Origin of the sequence: Bacillus sp. FSL R5-0593, assembly GCF_038603755.1 — a bacterium.
In the GTDB taxonomy this organism is placed as follows: domain Bacteria; phylum Bacillota; class Bacilli; order Bacillales; family Bacillaceae; genus Bacillus; species Bacillus velezensis.
In genome coordinates, this window is record NZ_CP152011.1 from 1,536,215 (window position 1) to 1,555,934 (window position 19,720).

5 protein-coding genes are annotated in these 19,720 nt (G+C 42.9%); all 5 read left to right on the top strand.

Features of this window, described 5'->3' with window-relative positions; translation table 11 throughout:
• Window positions 1-4: 4 nt before the first annotated feature.
• The 5 genes from NYE36_RS07795 to pdhA all read left to right on the top strand — a co-directional run bounded on the left by NYE36_RS07795 (window position 5) and on the right by pdhA (window position 19,719).
• A complete protein-coding gene (locus NYE36_RS07795; protein WP_326243952.1) occupies window positions 5-5,716 on the top strand; it encodes an SDR family NAD(P)-dependent oxidoreductase in 5,712 nt (1,903 codons plus the stop codon).
• Window positions 5,716-13,107: an SDR family NAD(P)-dependent oxidoreductase gene (locus tag NYE36_RS07800; protein WP_342496885.1), complete on the top strand. Its 7,392-nt coding sequence runs from the start codon at window positions 5,716-5,718 to the stop codon at window positions 13,105-13,107. The genes NYE36_RS07795 and NYE36_RS07800 overlap by 1 nt, the downstream gene beginning before the upstream one ends.
• Window positions 13,108-13,157: 50 nt before the next feature.
• Entirely contained in the window at window positions 13,158-17,009 is a 3,852-nt protein-coding gene (locus NYE36_RS07805; protein WP_124693054.1) for an alpha/beta fold hydrolase, read from the top strand.
• A 32-nt stretch (window positions 17,010-17,041) separates the two neighbouring features.
• The gene (locus tag NYE36_RS07810; RefSeq protein WP_082997962.1) at window positions 17,042-18,133 is read left to right on the top strand and encodes a serine hydrolase domain-containing protein; all 1,092 of its coding nucleotides are present in this window, start codon (window positions 17,042-17,044) and stop codon (window positions 18,131-18,133) included.
• A 470-nt stretch (window positions 18,134-18,603) separates the two neighbouring features.
• The gene (gene pdhA, locus NYE36_RS07815) at window positions 18,604-19,719 is read left to right on the top strand and encodes a pyruvate dehydrogenase (acetyl-transferring) E1 component subunit alpha (protein WP_007611171.1); all 1,116 of its coding nucleotides are present in this window, start codon (window positions 18,604-18,606) and stop codon (window positions 19,717-19,719) included.
• The last annotated feature ends 1 nt before the right edge of the window (window position 19,720 follow it).

The window sequence follows — 19,720 nt, forward strand, 5'->3', positions numbered from 1 at the left end:
ACAGGTGGCCAGTAATCAAAACTATCAGTTCACATTAACAATTAAACATACGGACTATATTGTCAGGGATCACCGGGTGCATGGCACCCGGATTATACCCGGTGTCACATTTTTAGATATGATATACCGTATGGCGCTGAGCAAAGGTTTGCCTATTGAAGAACTCGAATGTCAGAATATTTTGTATTTGGAACCTGTAGCAACATCGGATACCTTTGACAGAGAAATCCGCATCCGTTTTCAGGGATTGGAACAGGGATGGGGAATTCAGGCGAAGAGCAGAAAGGTAAAAGATGACCGCATTCTGGATGAAAGCTGGGATGAGAATATGACCTGCAGGCTCATGCAGAAATTCCCGGAAAGCATGAGTTCAATCAATATTGATGAAATTAAACATGCCTCCGCCCGTGAAGCTGATATGGAGATATGTTATGACTATTTAAAAAAGGTTGATATAGAGCATTTTGAATTTATGAAGAGTCTGGGGAAGGTTTATGCGTCTGATCATTCTGTACTTGCAGAGTTGACGCTCAGCCAAATTGCCAATCAATATACCGGCTATTTTCAATTGCATCCCACTTTTCTTGATGCGTCTACCATCATATCGATCCTTTATCAGGCATGTCCCGAATATTTTACACAAGGATCTCCGGCAAGCCGGATGAAGACGTATATTCCCATTCATATTGAATCTTTCCGTATGACGAAGCGCCTGGAAGACAGGTGTTATGTGTACATAGAGAAGCAAGACCAAAATCATGATTCAGGGGATGTCATCCAAGTAAGTTACGGTTTGTACGATGCATACGGGGAGATGATCGCTTATTTTACGCGGCTGTCTGTGAAACATATTCGCTCAAAAGATTTAATTGAAAATCTGAAGCAGACTCGTTTGGAAACTGAAGCGGCTTCTCAGCCAAAAGACAGCCTGATCAGAAAAGATTCAATCATAAATCGAAGCGAAAGCATTGAGACACACCTTAAAGAATTAATATCCGGGGTTTCAAATATAGATCTGCGTGACATAAGGACAGACATTGGTTTTTATGAACAGGGCCTGGATTCAGCTTCTTTGCTTGCCATTGTCAAAGAACTTGAAAACAAAACAGGGGAACAGCTGTATCCTACACTCCTGTTTGAGCAGAAAACGATCCGGGAACTCGCCGCGTATATTAAAGAAAATCAAAAAATGTCCAGTTATTTCTTAACGCGAAATCAATCAGCTGAAAAGCCTGACATGAAAGAAAGTATGAACGAAAATCTTTCCGCTCTTATAACAGAAGGAGACATTCAGCAGCTGATCGCAGATATCAAAGGGACTGCCCCTGAAACACTCTCTGTGGTAAAAGGTTTTTATGAACAAGGCCTCGATTCCGTAACACTTGTGCAAGCCGTAAAGGCATTGGAAGAGAAAACAGGCAGGGAACTGTACCCTACTTTATTGTTTGAGTATCCGACGATTCAAAAACTTGCAAACTATTTTGCAGAGAGCGGCGAAAAAACTTCCGTTGAAAAAGACCTCCCTCTTCATCATGGAGAGAATCATACGGCTCTGACCTATTTAACGCCGCATTGGAGACAAAAGGCTGCCGCTTGGGACCCGAATTGCGGAAATAAAAAGAAAAGAACATGCCTGCTGTTTCAATATGACAGAGAGCTTTTTCATTTTATGCGGGAAAATGCTGAAAATGGATTCGAAAATACACAGATCATTCTCGTTTTATCAGGGAATCGTTTCTCCTATCACGGAGACGGTGTTTATGAGATAGATCACAGGGAGGAAGCTCACTTTGACAGGCTTGCAGCTGATCTGAAAAAAAGGGGGCAAATGCCCGACACCGTGGTTTACGGGTGGCCGGAAGGGTCATTTGCCGGCCCGGAAAAAATAAGTGAACAGCTTTCTAAGGGGGCTTATCCGCTATTCTTTTTCAGCCGGGCATTGATGCGCAGCAAGACGGAAAAAAAGGTTGTATCGCTTTTCCTTTATCCGGCGGACCATAAAAATGATCAGCCGCTTTACGCTTCAGTCCATGGCGCAGGGCAGTCTATTGTGCTTGAGAACCCGAAACTGGCCCTTAAGACAATCGGGATATCAGTTTCAGACAAGTCATCGTTGACGGAACTTACAGCTGAAATCATCAGAGTCGAATCTACGGAAGCTCATCCGGGAGAAACCGATCTTTATTATGAAGGAAATGTGCGCTGGGTCCGTGCCTTACGGGAAGCGGAACCGGCTCCAAACTCAGATTTCTCCTTTAAAGAAAACGGAGTATACATGATTACAGGAGGGGCCGGCGGCTTAGGCCTTATATTTGCTGAACATATCGCAGCCCAAACGAAAGCCAATATTATTTTAGCGGGCCGTTCTGAACTTACGGAAGACAAAAAGAACAAAATCAGCCGAATGAAAGCAGGCGGTTCTTCGGTTCAATATATAAGAGGTGATTTTTCAGATAGCCGTGATGCAGAGCGAATCATAAAAACCATTAAAAGGCAATTCGGAGAAATCAACGGTGTGATACACAGTGCCGGTGTGACGCACGACGCTTTATTGATTCAAAAATCAAAAGATGAAATTCAGGAAGTAATCGCTCCGAAAATAAATGGGACGGTCTTATTGGACAGCTTGCTGCAAACCGAACCTTTGGACTTCTTTGTGATGTTTTCATCAAGCACCTCGATGTACGGGAATATCGGACAGACGGATTACGCATTGGCCAACCGGTTCATCGATCTTTTCGCTGAGTGGCGTGAAGGAATGAGGCGGAAAAAAGAACGCTCCGGCGTCTCAGTAGCCATCGGCTGGCCGCTATGGGAAGACGGCGGCATGAAAGTGGATAAACAAACTGAAAAATGGATGAAACAAAAAATCGGTATGGTTCCTCTTAGTAAAACCAATGGGATCAAAGCTTTTCAAGATTCACTCTCTCTGAACGCATCACAGCTGATCGTGTTTGAAGGTGACAAAGAAAAATTGGAATCTGCACTTCAAGATACCTTCATAGAGGATGAAAACTGCGAGATCCAAATAAATGAGAAAGCTGATACAAGGCATGAGGACATTGCCATTATCGGATTAAGCGGAAAGTATCCGATGGCTGAAGACTTACCTGAATTTTGGGAGAATTTAAAGAGCGGAAAAGATTGTATTACAGAAATCCCGCCTGACCGCTGGAATATGGATGATTTCTTCAGCGAAGACAGAGATATGAAAGGGAAGTCTTACAGCAAGTGGGGAGGTTTTATCAGCGGAGCCGATCAATTTGATCCGCTTTTCTTTCATATTTCCCCAAGGGAAGCAGAACTTATGGATCCCCAGGAAAGGCTCTTTTTAGAAACGGCCAAACATTGTTTTGAAGACTCAGGGTACCCGAGAAACATGCTGGAAAAGATGAAAGTCGGTGTATTTGTCGGTGCAATGTGGGGCCAATATCAACTATTTGAAGGAGAAGAAAATGGAGTGGCTTTCTCGCCGGCGTCCGTCTATTCTTCAATTGCCAATCGGGTGTCTTATTATTTTCATTTAAAAGGTCCGAGTTTGGCTCTGGATACAATGTGCTCTTCATCACTGACCTCTATTCATTACGCATGCCAAAGCATACATTGCGGAGAGAGCGATATGGCATTAGCCGGCGGAGTGAATTTGTCAATACATCCGAATAAATATAAGTTCCTCAGTATGGGACAGTTTCTATCAAGTGACGGCAGATGCCGGAGTTTTGGAAAAGACGGAAGCGGTTATGTTCCCGGTGAGGGAGTCGGAGCCGTATTGTTAAAACCATTGAAAAAAGCAATAGAAGATCAAGATCAAATATACGGTGTGATTAAGGGAAGCGCCGTTAACCATGGAGGAAAGACGAGCGGATATTCCATACCGAATCCGGATGCGCAGGCGGAGGTCATTTCAGAAGCGCTTCGTAAAGCTGACATTGATCCGAATACCGTCAATTATATTGAAGCACATGGAACAGGGACGTCATTAGGCGATCCGATTGAAATTCAAGGACTGAAAGATTCCTATCAATTGAACCATCCTTGCGCCATCGGTTCGGTGAAATCAAATATCGGACATTTAGAATCTGCGGCAGGAATCGCTGCGGTAACGAAAGTGCTTCTCCAAATGAAGAATAAGCAGCTTGTTCCTTCTCTGCATTCCGATATTGTTAATCCGTTTATAGATTTTGATCAGGTTCCTTTTCAAGTGCAGCGGAAAGCGGCTGAATGGAATATTCCGCAAAACAGCAATGCTGTTCATCCTTTGAGAGCCGGGGTAAGCGCTTTTGGGGCAGGAGGAACAAACGCGCATCTTATATTGGAAGCGTATGAGCCGCCAAAAGCTTTTGATCATCAAAGCGGCCGAGTGATCTTTGTTTTATCGGCTCAAGACAAACAACGGCTGATAAAATATGCAAAGGTTATGGCTGATTTTCTATCAGAAAATGAATCGAAGGATAACAATCATAAACTGCGTCTTCAGGATATTGCCTATACACTTCAGACGGGACGCGATCATATGGAAGAACGGCTGGCGATAGTGGCAGATTCCGGGCGGGTCATTGCTGAAGAGCTTTCAGCTTATATCAGGGGTGAAAAAAGCAACTTCAGTCATACCGGTAATACATTCGAATCAGAAGTTCACAATGAAATGCCTCACGTTTGTTCAGATTACGCCGAAGCAGCATCCAAATGGGTAAATGGAAGAAAGATAGATTGGGAGACTTTTGAGGTGAATCGGAATGCTCGCAGGATTTCTATTCCGGGACAACCGCTGATCAAACAGCGGTATTGGATAGCGGAAAAAGGGGAAGCACTTGTTTCAGCGGATGTGAGTAAGCCGACTCACCCTTTCTTGGGGAGTAACACGTCCGATTTTAATCAGTTCAGTTTCACGAAAAAAATCAGCCGTAATCATCCGTTCGCACTAAGTCTGTCTGAAGGAAACGTGTCCTTTTTCCCTTATGCATCTTTGGCTGAAATGGCTATCGTCAATGCAGCGGCGGCATTTGGACAACCAGTTCATACATTGACTGATTTATTGTGGACCGAAAGCATGAACGGAATAACTGATATACGGGAACTGATGATTACGCTGACGCCTGAGCGCGACTTTGCGCGGTTTGACATATATGCAAACACAAAAAATGAGAATAAAGTACGTCTTGCCAGGGGAAATGCGCATATTGCTAAGCCTGAAAGCGGTATGTTTCCTGAAGCGCTTTATATTGCTGAAGTCAAATCAAAAATGACTGAACATCCTGCTGAAGCGCCTTTTGTCATTGAATCAGCGAAAAACAGTGACGGAATGCTGTCGCTTCATTCATTGCCGGATGAGCTTTATGCAAAAAGAGAGAATTTTACGATCTCTCCTGAAGCGCTTGAGTCCGCGATTCAAGCCAGTGCGTTTTTTGTCAGCGGAGAAACCTTCCCGGAATTGATCGGAATGGGAGCGGCGGATGTCTATCACCCTCTCGCTCAAAATTTTTATGTCTATACTCAAAAAGAGAACCGGCAGAACAGCCGTGATGTAACGTGTCATATGACGTTTACAGATAAAAACGGAAGCATTCTGGCAGAGTGCAGAGATGTGAGATTCAGATATGGTCATGAAAAAGACACTGTTCAGACGGACGACGAACTCATTCGTCTCCTGCGTCAATTGGAAACCAATGATATTGATCAGAAGGCTGTATTGAAACAATTAATGGGGGAAGAATGATGAACGGAAAACGTGAACAACTCAGCGATATTCTTGATCTGATTCAAACAGGACAAATGTCGGCTGACGAAGGCTATGCCCGTGTGACATCCATTCAGAATCAAAAATCACGGGCATCGAACCATCCGCTTTTATATTACAAGCCGGAATGGACAGAATCGTTCATTCCGAGTAAGAAGAGCGTACCCTTGACGGGATTGCTCCTGATTTTTGCAGAAAATGAACGGCAAATACAAGAATTGAGCGGTTTGTTTAAGGACTGTACTCTCTTGTTTGTCATCCGCGGAAAAGAATTTGCTGTTTTACATGATGATGCGATTTGTATGAACCACGTGAAAAAAGACGATTATCTAAAGCTGTTCCGATACATTCATGATCATTATCAGCTGCCCGAAAAGATTCTTCACTTGTGGTCTGATTCTCAGGCTGACATGAGTAAGGGAGGTATACAGAAACAATTGGAAAACGGATTGTTTTCTCTTCTGTATATTACACAGGCGCTGATTGAACTAAAATGGAAAAAGATAATAAAGCTGACGCATATTTTTCAAACAGAGAATAAAGAACAACTGCCGCTGCATCATGCTCTCGGCGGATTGGTGAAAACCGTTCACCAGGAACACCCCAATTTTCACTATCAGATTATCAATATCACGCAATCAGAGGGTGAGGGAGCCGCTCTTCCAGCGATAGCGGATATATATCAGAGAGAGTGTGACGAAAAACGGGATATCCATTTTGAAGTGCGCTATGAAAACGGGAGACGTTTTACGAAAAGCTATAATAAAGCCGGCTCATTCGATTTAACCCAGCCGCTGAAACATCATGGGAACTATCTGATTACAGGAGGCCTGGGCGGTCTCGGTTATATTCTGGCAAAACATCTGTCGGAACAATGGAAAGCGAATCTCATATTGACAGGGCGCTCTGATTTAACTGAAGAGCAGGAGAAAAAGATCGAATATTTAAGAAGTTCAGGTTCAACAGTTGAATATATCCGATCTGATGTTTCAAAACAAAGTGATGCTGAACGGATGTTTGCTTTTGCAAAAGAGCAGTTCGGCACCTTACATGGAGTATTTCACAGTGCCGGCGTACTCCGTGACTCTTTTATCTTAAGAAAGACAAAAGAAGAAATTGATCAAGTCACAGGTTCGAAAGTTTATGGCACGCTGTGGCTGGCGGAAGAAATCAAAAAAATGAAAGTTGAATTACTTGTCTTGTTTTCATCCACATCGGCAGTCTTCGGCTCAGCCGGCCAATGTGACTATGCTTTCGCCAATGCCTGTTTGGATCAGTATGCAGCAGTTATGACCGCAAAAGAGTCTGCCGGAAGGGTAGTGTCAGTCAATTGGCCGCTATGGACTTCCGGCGGGATGAATATTGACGATGAAGGAATATCCTACATGAAACAGGAACTCGGTCTTGACCCGTTAGATGACGGTGACGGAATACAGGCTCTGGAGAACAGCTTGTGTCAATCATCTGAACAGCTGATTGCCCTGAAAGGCCGTAAAGAAAAGATTGAGGATGTGCTGAAGCGTGCCGGCACAATCAGCTTACATTCAGACCAGCAGGAAGATGCCGATTTGCAAAACGATGAATTAAGACAAAATATCATCAGTTATCTGAAAAATATAATGTCAGAGGAATTGAAATTACCGGCCTCACTCATAGATGAAAAACAATATCTGGAGAAATACGGCATTGATTCAGTGATGATCATGCGTCTGACCAAAAAGCTGGAGCAAAGTATCGGCAGATTGTCGAAAACATTATTTTTTGAATATCATTCAATATCGCAGTTAGCTGAATATTTCCTGAGTCATCACAGCGAACGAATGATGAAACTGCTGAAACCGGCCGGCACATCTGAACTTGTCTCATATCAAAAAAAGCCAAAAAGAAAACCAGTGGAAACAAAAGCGCCGGTACGCTCTGAAGGAGAAGATTCAAAAGAGCACATGGCGGCCGATTCCCTTTCTGCTGATATAGCCATTATCGGTGTCAGCGGCAGGTATCCGGGTGCGGAAAACATCAGGGAGTTCCAGAATGTGCTGATGAATGGACAGGATTGCGTAAGCGAAATTCCCGATGACCGGAAAGAAATGCTGGAGGGAAGCTGCTATAAGTGGGGAGGTTTTCTGAAAAATCCAGACCGGTTTGATCCTTTATTTTTCCGGATATCACCGAAAGAAGCGGCTTTTCTTGATCCTCAGGAACGTCTCTTTTTAGAGACAGTGTACAATACCATAGAGGATGCGGGTTATAAACCTTCAGATCTGACCCGCAAAAAGGTCGGAGTATTTGCAGGCGTCACATATGGAAGCTATCAATTTTTCGGCGTTGAAGAATCACTTAAAGGAAATGAACTGGCCGTCGGGTCTCCATTTTCTGCAATAGCAAACAGAATATCGTATTTCTTTAACTTTAAGGGGCCGAGTATGGCGGTTGATACAATGTGTTCATCCTCTCTTAACGCCATTCACTTAGCCTGTGAAAGTATACGAAGAGGAGAAAGCACACTTGCTGTTGCCGGCGGGGTCAATCTTACGCTTCATCCGAATAAATATACATTATTAAATCAAAGCCGCTTCTTTGCAAGTGATGGCCGATGCCGGACATTCGGCGAGGGCGGTGACGGTTATGTACCGGGAGAAGGAGTGGGATCCGTACTTTTAAAGCCGGCGGCGGAAGCGGTAAGGGACGGAGATCATATTTATGCGCTGATTAAAGCGACAGCAGTCAATCACGGAGGGAGAACAAACGGTTTTACGGTTCCTAATCCAAATGGTCAGTCTGAACTGATACAGGACGCGCTTCAGAAAGCTTGTATTGACCCTCGTACAATTAGTTATATTGAAGCTCACGGAACGGGAACTTCTCTTGGAGACCCGATTGAGATCACCGGGTTAACAAAAGCGTTTCGGGAATTTACGGAGCACACTCAATATTGTTCCATCGGTTCTGTCAAATCAAATATCGGCCATCTTGAGGCCGCAGCGGGAATTGCCGGTTTGACAAAGGTTCTTTTGCAAATGAAACTGAAAAAACTGTTTCCTTCCATACATGCGGAGACGTTGAATCCAAATATCGATTTTAAAGCATCTCCCTTTTATGTACAGCGGTCATTGCAAGATTGGAAGAAACCAAAACTGCAGGAAAACGGAAAAACAGTAACTGTTCCGAGAAGAGCGGGGATCAGCTCATTCGGAGCGGGAGGAACGAATGTTCATATCATTATAGAAGAATATGAAGAAACAAACGTCTCAACAGAACATGTTGAGAACGAACCGCATATTGTCCTGTTATCTGCCAAAGACAATGAACGTCTTCTTGAGTATGCCGAAAACATGAGAGATTTTATCCAGCGTTCACTAAGTCCTGAAGTAAAGGATAAGCAGCCTGATATGAAAGAAAAGGTGTATGAAGTACTCAAACCGTTTGTTTCGGAATTGCTTCATATCCATCCGGAAGAAATTAATATTGCTGATCACCTGAGTGAATTTGGCGTAGGGCCTTTGGAATTAAGCCGGATGGCGGATTTTATTAACGAAATGTTTCATATTGAACTCACGATGTATGAATTAACTGATTGCCCCTCCATTCAAGCGGTTACTGAATACGTATTGAAGGAATATGCCGGAGCGATAAGAAACCTGTTCCCGAATGAAGTGATGGAAGGCAGCCAATCGGAAAGCGTCGTTTTACGGGATCTGGCATACACTACACAATCGGGCAGAGAAGCGATGGAGGCCAGAGCGGCGATTATCGGTACCTCTCTTAAAGAAATGAAAGATAAATTATTTGAGTTTTGCCGCGGTGACAAGCAAGTTCCAGGCGTATATGTTCATCAGCAATCAGCAGATGCATTTGCTGAAAAAATGAAGGCGTTAACGGAAGGCACAGCAGGTGAATTGTTTGTAAAGACCATTATTGAGAACGGTGAAGCGGAAAAGCTGGCTCAATTATGGGTTTGGGGGGCGGATATCGACTGGAAATCCGTTCATCAACATTTAAAGCAGCCGGGTAAACGGATCTCAATTCCGACTTATCCGTTTGCAAAAGAACGTTATTGGGTTCCGTTCAGGACTGAGAAGACAGAGATCCCTCAGCATTCTTTTCAACATCACTTGCAAAAAAAATGGAGGGAAAATCCGTTTGTTAATCCATCCGAAACAAAAGAGTACGGACTGACAGTAGCATTTGTAAATCAAGACACAGAATCAATTGCCCGCACCATTTGTTCGGATATAGATCAGGAGAATCTGATTGTCATAAAACATCACTCTTCATTTATAAAACACTCTGATCAAATGTTTGAGTGTTCTTTATTAGATGAAAACCACGCATACGACGTTATCCGTGAGATCTTCTCGGGCGGTGAGCGGCAGGTCCAAAATATATTTGATTTCTCAGATATCGGAAACCAGAGTGACAATCAGAACGGCATCCCATATGGTAAATTCTTATTTATACAAGAAATAATTAAGCGGAGTAAAAAGGAAACACCATTATCCATTTTACAAATCACCAATGGCTTGCAGGTATTTAAAGCGGAAAAACCAAAGCTGACGGGTGCAGAATCAGCGGCTTTTCTGAAAGCCCTTTCTGCGGAATACGGCTTTGTTCATGTGAAAACAATAGATATAGACAGCATGAAAGAAACGCATGAGCTGAAACAAATCTTTGAGAATGAAAGGGCGCAATGTACCGGAGAGAATGAAGTATGCTACCGCAGCGGCGTCAGATATGTTCCGTATTTTGAAGAAGAAAGAATCCATACCGGCGCGCCTGTTTCATTTCCTGCGGATAAAGCCATCGTGATTACCGGCGGGACAGGGGGCATTGGCAGAGCAATAGCTGAAGATTTGGTGAAACGGGGAGTGAAAAAACTCGTGCTGACGGGTACGCGTCCATTACCTTTGCGAAGTGAATGGGATCATTTGCTGAAAGAGGGCAGACAGGACGAAAAGACAGTCAGCAATATAAAACTGTTTCAAAGTTTTGAAGAGAAAGGTGTCAACTATCTGTATTACAGCGGTTCTCTCACAAATGAAGAGAAGCTGCGTTCATTCTTTCACCAAGTAAGCCTTGAATTTAAAGATGTAAGCGGTGTCATACACTGTGCCGGACTGCACAGCGGCGGAAATCCGGCCTTTATTCATAAAAGAATGAGTGAATTTAAGACGGTGTACGGGCCGAAAGTCACTGGACTTCAGAATTTGGAGCGGATTTTTAATAATAGGCCGCTGGATTTCTTTATTCTATTTTCATCAATTGCAGCACAGTCACCCAAACTGTCGAAAGGAATGACTGATTACGCGTCTGCAAACGCATATATGGACTATTTCGCGGTTTATCATTTTCAAAAGGGGAGAACGTATTTCACGTCCATCAATTGGCCGAGCTGGAAAGAAGTCGGAATGGGTACTGTGACGAGTCCTTTATATGATGAATTGGGATTGGACTCTCTTTCCACACGGGAAGGACTGGCGATTTTGTATCATGCACTGGAGAAAAAATCGGCCAATATCATTCCTATCGTGAAAAAAGGAACAGTGTTTCATGCAGACAGTCTCCTGAACATCAATAAAACCGGCGGAGCTTCGGTTCCAGTCCGAAGACAGGAGACTCCCGACACTTTTGATCATTCAGAAGGGCTTGTCAGTGAACTTTCTGCCGTATTTGCCGAGGAATTGAGCATTCCCCTTGAAAAGCTTAACCCAAATACGGATTTTCAGGAATACGGTGTGGATTCTATACTTCTTGTCAGCATTATACATCGAATAGAAGCAATGATTCAGAAAAAAATTGACCCTACTGTGCTTCTTGAACACAACACGGTTCATGGTCTTGCGGAATATATCGGTAAGACGGCGCCGCCGTTGAAGAAACAAATCGAACAGACTGATTCTCAAAGCAGCAATCAGCAAGATATGCAAGATATGCAGTCTGTGACGAGCCGAAATACAGAACCGCAGACGGCTTCCTCTGCAAAGATAGCTGTTATCGGAATCGGATGTAAGTTCCCTGGAGCGGCTGATAAAGAGGAATTTTGGGACAATCTGAGAAAAGGGAAGAATCATATTAAAGAAGTACCTGATTCCCGGTGGAATATAGAAGAAAATTACTCTCCGGTCAAACAAAAGGGAAAAAGCATCAGCAAATGGGGAGGATTTATCAATGGAATCGGCAGCTTCGATCCGGAGTATTTCCGCATGGAAGAGGAGAAAGCCATCCAAACGGACCCGCTGATAAGACATTTCTTAGAAACGAGTGTACAGACTGTACGGGATGCCGGTTATGAAGAAACGGAATTATCGGGAAAAAAAGTCGGCGTATTTGTCGGTTCCAGAATGGGCGGTTACGGTCACAAACTGCCGAAAGAAAGCAGCAGCCACATCGTCGGGCTTAGTCAAAACTTTATTGCTTCACATGTGTCGCATTTCTTTAATTTTCACGGTCCAAGCATGGTTTCTGATACCGCTTGTTCTTCTTCATTAGTCAGCATTCATTTAGCCTGCCAAAGCATAAAAAACGGTGATTCAGAGATGGCGCTGGCAGGAGGAGCGGATCTGCTTTTGGATGAAATTCCTTACCTGATGTTAACAGAAGGAGGAGCTCTTTCGCCGGACGGTCAGTGTTTTACTTTTGATGAAAGGGCAAACGGTTTTGTACCCGGAGAGGGTTTTGGCGCTGTTCTGTTAAAACCGCTGGAGAAAGCGAAAGCTGACGGTGATCGGATATACGGTATCATTGAAGCATCAGCTATTAATAACGACGGTGCGACAATGGGAATTACGACCCCCAATCCTAAGCTTCAAGAGCAGGTTATTCAAGATGCATTTGAAAAAGCCGATATCACTCCCGGATCAGTCAGCTACGTCGAAACTCACGGCACAGGCACGATGATTGGAGATCCGATTGAGCTTCAGGCTCTGACAAAAGTATTCCGAAGAGACACAAACAAAACGCAATTTTGCGGAGTAGGAAGTGTGAAAACCAATATCGGACACTTATTAAGCGCTGCCGGAGCGGCAAGTTTCATTAAAGTGATTTTATCAATATGGCATAAGGAAATCCCGCCTACATTGAATTGTGAAACGCCAAATCCGCGCTTTGAATTTGAAAAGTCGCCTTTTTATCCGAATACAGAGCTGAGAAGCTGGAAGGATGGAAAACGGAGGGCGGGCATCAGCGCTTTCGGTTTTGGCGGAACAAACGCCCACCTTTTGGTAAGCGGCCTGGATGATTCATATCATTCCGTCAGAACTCCGCTGCCGCCTGCTGAGTTTGTCAGAAAAGAGTACTGGCCGGATTCAAATCGGAAAAAACAAATCAAACAGAATAAAAAACGGCTTCTTGAAATTATTGATGAAACAGAGTAGCACCTGCTCTGTTTCTTTACTTTGTAAAAGAAGAAAGGTTGTCGAGTTGCATGAGGTTCAGCGTATTAGTCAAACATGACGATTATATTGTTTCAGACCATGTCCTTCATCAAGTGCGTACGATACCCGGCGTAACGTATCTGGATTTAATAACACGATTTTTAGCTGAGAAAGGGATATCACCCCGAAGTTTTGAAATCAAACATGTTTTATTCCGTGAACCTGTTGCGACGTCAGTCCATTTTGATAAAAAAGTCACCTTCCAGTTTACGAAACAAGAAAACGGCTGGCTTGTTGAAACAACAAGCAGGAAATGGGTCGCTGAAAAGGCGGAAGGTGAAGCGTCAGTCAACTTGCAGGCGGAAATCATAAGAAAAAATGCGATAAAAGAAAAGACAATTTCAATCGAAGAATTAAAGAAAGGGGCCGTCCGGACTTCGGATGCTGAATCCGCCTATCGTAATTTGCGCAGGGGCGGCCTGATTCATAAAGATTTTATGAAATTGGAAGGTACAGTATATGAAGGTGAAAATTATATTCTGGGAGAGGTCAGTTTAAGCGGACTTTCAAAAGAATATACAGATGACTTTTACATGCATCCCGCATTTTTGGATGGGTCTCTCAGCTTGTTGGGAATCCTTACATCAGACTTGCCGGATGAAGGAACAAATGCGTTTATCCCTATATATATTGAGACATTCCGGGCACTGCATAAAACAACTGGGTCTTGTTTTGTGTATATTAATAAAACCAGTATAACGCAGCCGCCTTCTAAAGACATTTTATATGCGGACATAGAAGTATACAGGCCTGATGGAGAGCTTGCTTTTTATTATGAGCGATTCGGTGTGAAAAGAGTCAGAAATGAAAAATCAATACAAAGGCTGGAGCATTCCCAAAAAGCTAAAGAGGTCGGCAGCGTAGCGAACAATAAAGAAATGATCAGAAATAATTTGATCCAAGAGATAGCCGGCATGATTGAAAAACCTGCTGAAACAGTGAAGAATGATATTTCCTTTTATGAGATGGGCTTGGATTCTAAACAATTATTAGACTTATCCAAAAAATTAGAACTGATGTTAGGTTCAAAGCTGTACCCGACTTTATTATTTGATTACTCCACAATCGGTGAATTGACGGAATTTCTGCAGGAGAAATACGGAGCTAACATTACAGACTCTATCTCTGATACAGTTCAGCACCAAGACAGTCATAAAACATTAACAGATGAGCTGTCATCCATTATTGGAGAGGTTACAAACACACCGCCAAATAAAGCGGACAAACACCAATCTTTTTACGAACTGGGTCTTGACTCAAAACAGCTGCTGCATATATCGAAAATGCTCGAGGAAAGATTGGATACACAATTGTATCCGACATTGCTTTTTGATTATAACAATATTCATGATTTAGCGGCTTATTTAGAAGAAAAATATGATGTGCGTAATACGCCGGCCGCAGCTTTTAAAGAAAAAACGCAAACGAAAGAGCCGTCTGAAAAGCCGGTGCTTGAATCTTTATATTTACAAAAAGAATGGATAGAATCGCCATTAAAGTCCGGAGAAGTACCTAAGGAAAATACACTGATTTTCGATTTCGACAGTTCATTGAGTGATGAAATCCGAAAGTACATCGGCAGTGAAAATGTTATTTATGCGGAAGCCGCCGCTGAATATGAAATGGTAAATGAAAAGCATTATAAATTTAATCCGGAGCAGTCTGCTCATTACTCCAGACTGTTAGAAGATATGAAAAAGTCCGGAGCATTTCCGGCGTCAATCATTCATTACCTGTCAAAAAAAGCTTATACTGAGGCAGCGTTAGATCTGACTCACAGCTTTTATTCAATTCTTTATTTGAGTAAAGCTTTGATCCATCAAAAAGTAAAAGAAAACATCAACATTCTGTACGTACATGACAAGGGTCAATATACAAATCCGGTTTACGCCGCGATTGGAGGCTTTTTTAAAACGCTGAATGCGGAGCAGCCGAATATAAAGTGTAAAACGGTTGAGATTTCTTCAAGACAAACCATTGAAAAAGCACCTTTGCTTCTCAATGAATTAAGTGCCGGACATCATCAGGCTGTGAAATATGACGGCGATCAAAAAAGGCGGGTGACAGCATACAAAGACGCTTCGCTGCAAACAGGACAAAAGGCCGCAAAGTTTGCAAAAAACGGGGTGTATCTCATCATCGGAGGATTAAGCGGCATCGGCTGGATTATTTCAGCGTTTCTTTATGCAAATCACGGAGCCAGCGTTATCATTGCCGGGCGATCGAAAATGACAGCAGACATGGAAGAAAAATTAGACAGCATCCGATATGACGGGGCAAGCATTTCTTATATCCAGGCTGACATGTCAGATAAGCAGCAGGTCATCAAGTTAGCGGAAAAAATTCGTGCTGATTTTTCCGAAATCAACGGGGTCATTTACAGTGCAGGCGTGTTAAAAGACTCTCTCATTATGAATAAAACAGACGCGGAAGCTCAAGCGGTGCTGCAATCAAAGGTCAATGGTGTGATTCATTTGGATGAAGCGCTCAGAGATATGCCTTTAGACTTTTTTGTTTTGTTTTCTTCCATCTCCTCAGAAATCGGAAGTCTGGGTCAAGCCGATTACGCTTACGCCAATCGTTTTCTGGAGCATTTTGCCGAGTGGAGGGAATGTATGAGAAAGGCGGGGGGAAGATCAGGAAAAACCATCGCTGTAAATTGGCCTTTCTGGAAAGACGGAGGCATGTCAGTTGATCCCGGCATTCAAGATATTATGAAAAGGGAGTACGGACTTCACCCATTAGAAAATACTGCCGGAATCAAAGCTTTTGAACACTCGCTTCTCGGCCGAGGCCACCAGCTGATCGTGTTATACGGAGAAAAAGAAAAAATACAAAACGATTTCAAGCCGTTATCCGCCCGTTCAGCACCGCCTCTGGTAAGAGATTCAGCGATTGCAGCCGATTTTGATGCTTCGTCAGTCGTTACGGAAGAAGCCGAGAGTCCTTTCCGAATACTCGGCACGGCTTCCAATCGTCATCTCGACGATTATTTGCATTATTGGAGCAGACTGAAGAAAGGAGCCCTTCAGCACAATCAAAGCGATGCCGCAAAAAAACTCATCGCTTTTTACCAGACAGAAGAAACGGAAACCGTTCATTTTCTGGCAAACACAGAAAATGCCCGGCATATGGAAATATTGATGAGCGGTAAGGGTGAAACAATTTTACTGATTTGCGGTTTTGCTACCACTGCTTACATGTGGAAAGAACAAATGAAGGAGTGGGCAGATCAATTTAATGTAATTGTCATACACACACCGGGTTACGGGCTGAGTGAGGGGAGCGCCGATTTTACACTGAGCGGGCTGGCTCAGACTTTTATCGAAGTGCTGAACGAGATAGGGGTTGCTTGGCCGATCCACATTGCGGCAGCTTCTTGGGGAGGCATGATAGGGCAGAGGATAGCCTATGAATACCCTGAAAAAGTAAAAACGCTCATTCTTTCCGGAAGTTACACCGCATACGAAGAAGACCCTGAAAGCAGTGTCGAGGAAAAACTGAAAAATGATTTTATAGCTATAGGAAAGTCGCATGAATATGAAAGTTTATACAGTAATCAATTCTTAAATGCTTCTATTGAACGTTTTATGAAGATACATCAACAAGAAGGCTATTCTACGATCGGCTTTTTAAAAGACATTCATACAAGAACGCTTATCCTTACGGGTGAGAAGGAAAGCGTAGTTGATCAGAAAGAAACAAAAAGGCTGCGGAAACTGCTGAGCAATGCAGAATTAAAGAAAATTAAGGGAGCGGGGCATCTTCCGAACATCACACATCCGGAAGAATTTAATAAAGCGGTGTCAGAATTCATCAAGAAATCAGTAAGTAAGGGATGAAAACGATACATACAGTACAGGGGGAGAAAACAATGAAACAAACATTAAGCAATCCGGCATTTGATATGAAACAAATTAACGCTCTTAACGGCCATTATCAGACGATGATAGACAATGGAGATCTGCAATGTGCGAGTTATATGATGTCAAGAGGAGGTGAGGTTTTTGCAGCTGAGTCGTTAGGGGAATTTACCGGCGGACAAAAAGAAAAGCAAACATTTCAGCTTGATACAATCAGAGAAATCGGTTCTTTGACAAAAGTGTTTACCGCTGTAGCCGTCATGCAGCTCGTCGAAAAAGGTTTGCTCGATCTGAAAATGCCGGTCAAGCTCATTTTGCCAGCGTTTGATAAACCGGGTTTCGGAGAAATTAAAATTTTGCACCTTTTGACTCATACGGCGGGATTAAGTTTTGAGCTGGATATTCAAAAGGCTGAAGGCATTGACTTAACGAATGAGGAAGAATGGATAAACTATCTGGTTCGTACGCCTTTGGAGTACGGAGTGGATGAAGCATGGAACTATTCCAGAACCGGCTTTGTTATACTTGGCATCATTATTTCAAAAGTAACAGGCGTATCCTACGAACAGTATGTAACAAAGCATATTATTGAAGCGCTCGGATTAGAAAGAACGTATTTTTATGTGCCTGATGCTTTAAAAGAAGAAGTTTGTGTGATCAATGAGCACGAGTGCGTACAGCTGGAAAAAAGTCATCACCCGTATTTTCCGAATAAAGCGACAAGCGGTCTGTACTCTTCATTGCGAGATATTTGGAAGTTAGCTGAAATGTTTAGAAATAAAGGCAGATTGAAAGATAAGAAGCTGCTTGGAAGAAAAACAGTCGAAGCGATGCTGAGAAATCAAATAAAGCCCGGTCTTCCTTTTTACTTCTTCGGAGCGCCCAGAGAGGAAGGCGGCTTTGGTTTAGGCATTAATTTGTGGCCGGCCGGTGACCATTATTTCATGACAGAAGGCACCTTCTCACATCTTGGAATGGGGTGGTGCGGCATGTTTTCTGATCCAGCCGAAGATTTTACGTATGTATTTTTCACTCCGATTTCCGAGTTTCATCCTCATGCCGTGCTGACGCCGCTGAATATCGTGTGGGCGGGTATTGAATAATTAGACAAAAGCATCGTCCCGTCTGTTCGGCAGGCGGGACGATTGCTAACTGCCCGTTTTTATCCTGCGGCATCTTTTCAAAGCCCGCCCCTAAGTTAAATAACTTAATTTACACTTTGTAATTTTTTTTAATTATAGTACAGTAGAGCATTTTTATAATACAGTTTAAAGTCTTTTATAGTACAGTTTGGCGCAATATGATCTTAAGTTTTATAAGCGGTTTCAAAATGAGGTTATAAATGATTGACGGCTTTGTTTAATTACTGTAAACTATGGTTGTTGATCATATTGTACTAATAAAAAATCTTTTTTTATTAGTACAGTTTAAACGTCATTATCTTTGCTTAAGCGCTATGTGAATTTCTGAATGATTAATTTTAGAATTGCAGAGCATGATAAGACTGTTTTTAATACGGATGGCTAAACGGTATCCTAACCCTGTTAAATCAAAAGAAGAGGTGGTTTAAAAAATGGCTGCAAAGACAAAAACTTCAATTGTTGATAGCAAAAAACAATTTGATGCTATTCATAAGCAGTTTGAAACGTTCCAAATTTTAAATGCTGAAGGAGAAGTCGTAAATAAAGACGCAATGCCTGATCTTTCAGATGATCAGTTAAAGGAATTAATGAGAAGAATGGTGTATATCCGCATTTTAGACCAGCGTTCAATTTCTCTTTCCCGTCAAGGACGTTTAGGTTTCTATGCACCGACAGCGGGCCAGGAAGCTTCTCAAATTGCATCACACTTCGCGCTTGAACAGGACGATTTTATCCTTCCGGGTTATCGTGACGTTCCTCAGCTGATTTGGCACGGTCTTCCTTTACACCAGGCATTCCTGTTCTCAAGAGGCCATTTTAAAGGTAATCAGATGCCTGAGGGAGTAAATGCTTTATCACCTCAAATTATTATTGGTGCTCAAATTATCCAAACCGCAGGTGTAGCTTTAGGTCTTAAAAAGCGCGGTAAAAAAGCGGTAGCTATTACTTACACTGGTGACGGCGGAGCTTCTCAAGGTGACTTCTATGAAGGAATGAACTTTGCCGGAGCATTTAAAGCGCCAGCGATCTTCGTTGTTCAGAATAACCGCTATGCGATTTCAACTCCTGTAGAAAAGCAATCATCCGCACAGACAATTGCCCAAAAAGCAGTTGCCGTCGGTATTACAGGTGTTCAAGTAGACGGAATGGATGCACTTGCCGTTTACGCTGCAACCGCAGAAGCACGCCAGCGCGCAATTAACGGTGAAGGTCCGACTCTGATTGAAACTCTTACATTCCGTTACGGACCTCATACAATGTCCGGTGACGATCCGACTAAATATCGTACGAAAGAAATAGAAAATGAATGGGAGCAAAAAGACCCGCTCGTACGTTTCCGCAAGTTCTTGGAAAACAAAGGACTATGGTCTGAAGAAGAAGAGAACAAAGTGATTGAACAGGCCAAAGAAGAAATCAAACAAGCTATCAAAAAGGCTGACGGCGAATCAAAACCGAAAGTAACAGAGCTGATTGAGAATATGTTTGAAGAGCCGACGTTCAACTTGAAAGAACAACTTGAAATTTACAAAGCGAAGGAGTCGAAGTAAG

Excerpts from the sequence above, each read along its gene's own strand:
- NYE36_RS07800 (WP_342496885.1), top strand. The coding sequence starts at position 5,716 with ATGAACGGAAAACGTGAACAACTCAGCGATATTCTTGATCTGATTCAA.
- NYE36_RS07805 (WP_124693054.1), top strand. The coding sequence starts at position 13,158 with ATGAGGTTCAGCGTATTAGTCAAACATGACGATTATATTGTTTCAGAC.
- NYE36_RS07810 (WP_082997962.1), top strand. The coding sequence starts at position 17,042 with ATGAAACAAACATTAAGCAATCCGGCATTTGATATGAAACAAATTAAC.
- pdhA (WP_007611171.1), top strand. The coding sequence starts at position 18,604 with ATGGCTGCAAAGACAAAAACTTCAATTGTTGATAGCAAAAAACAATTT.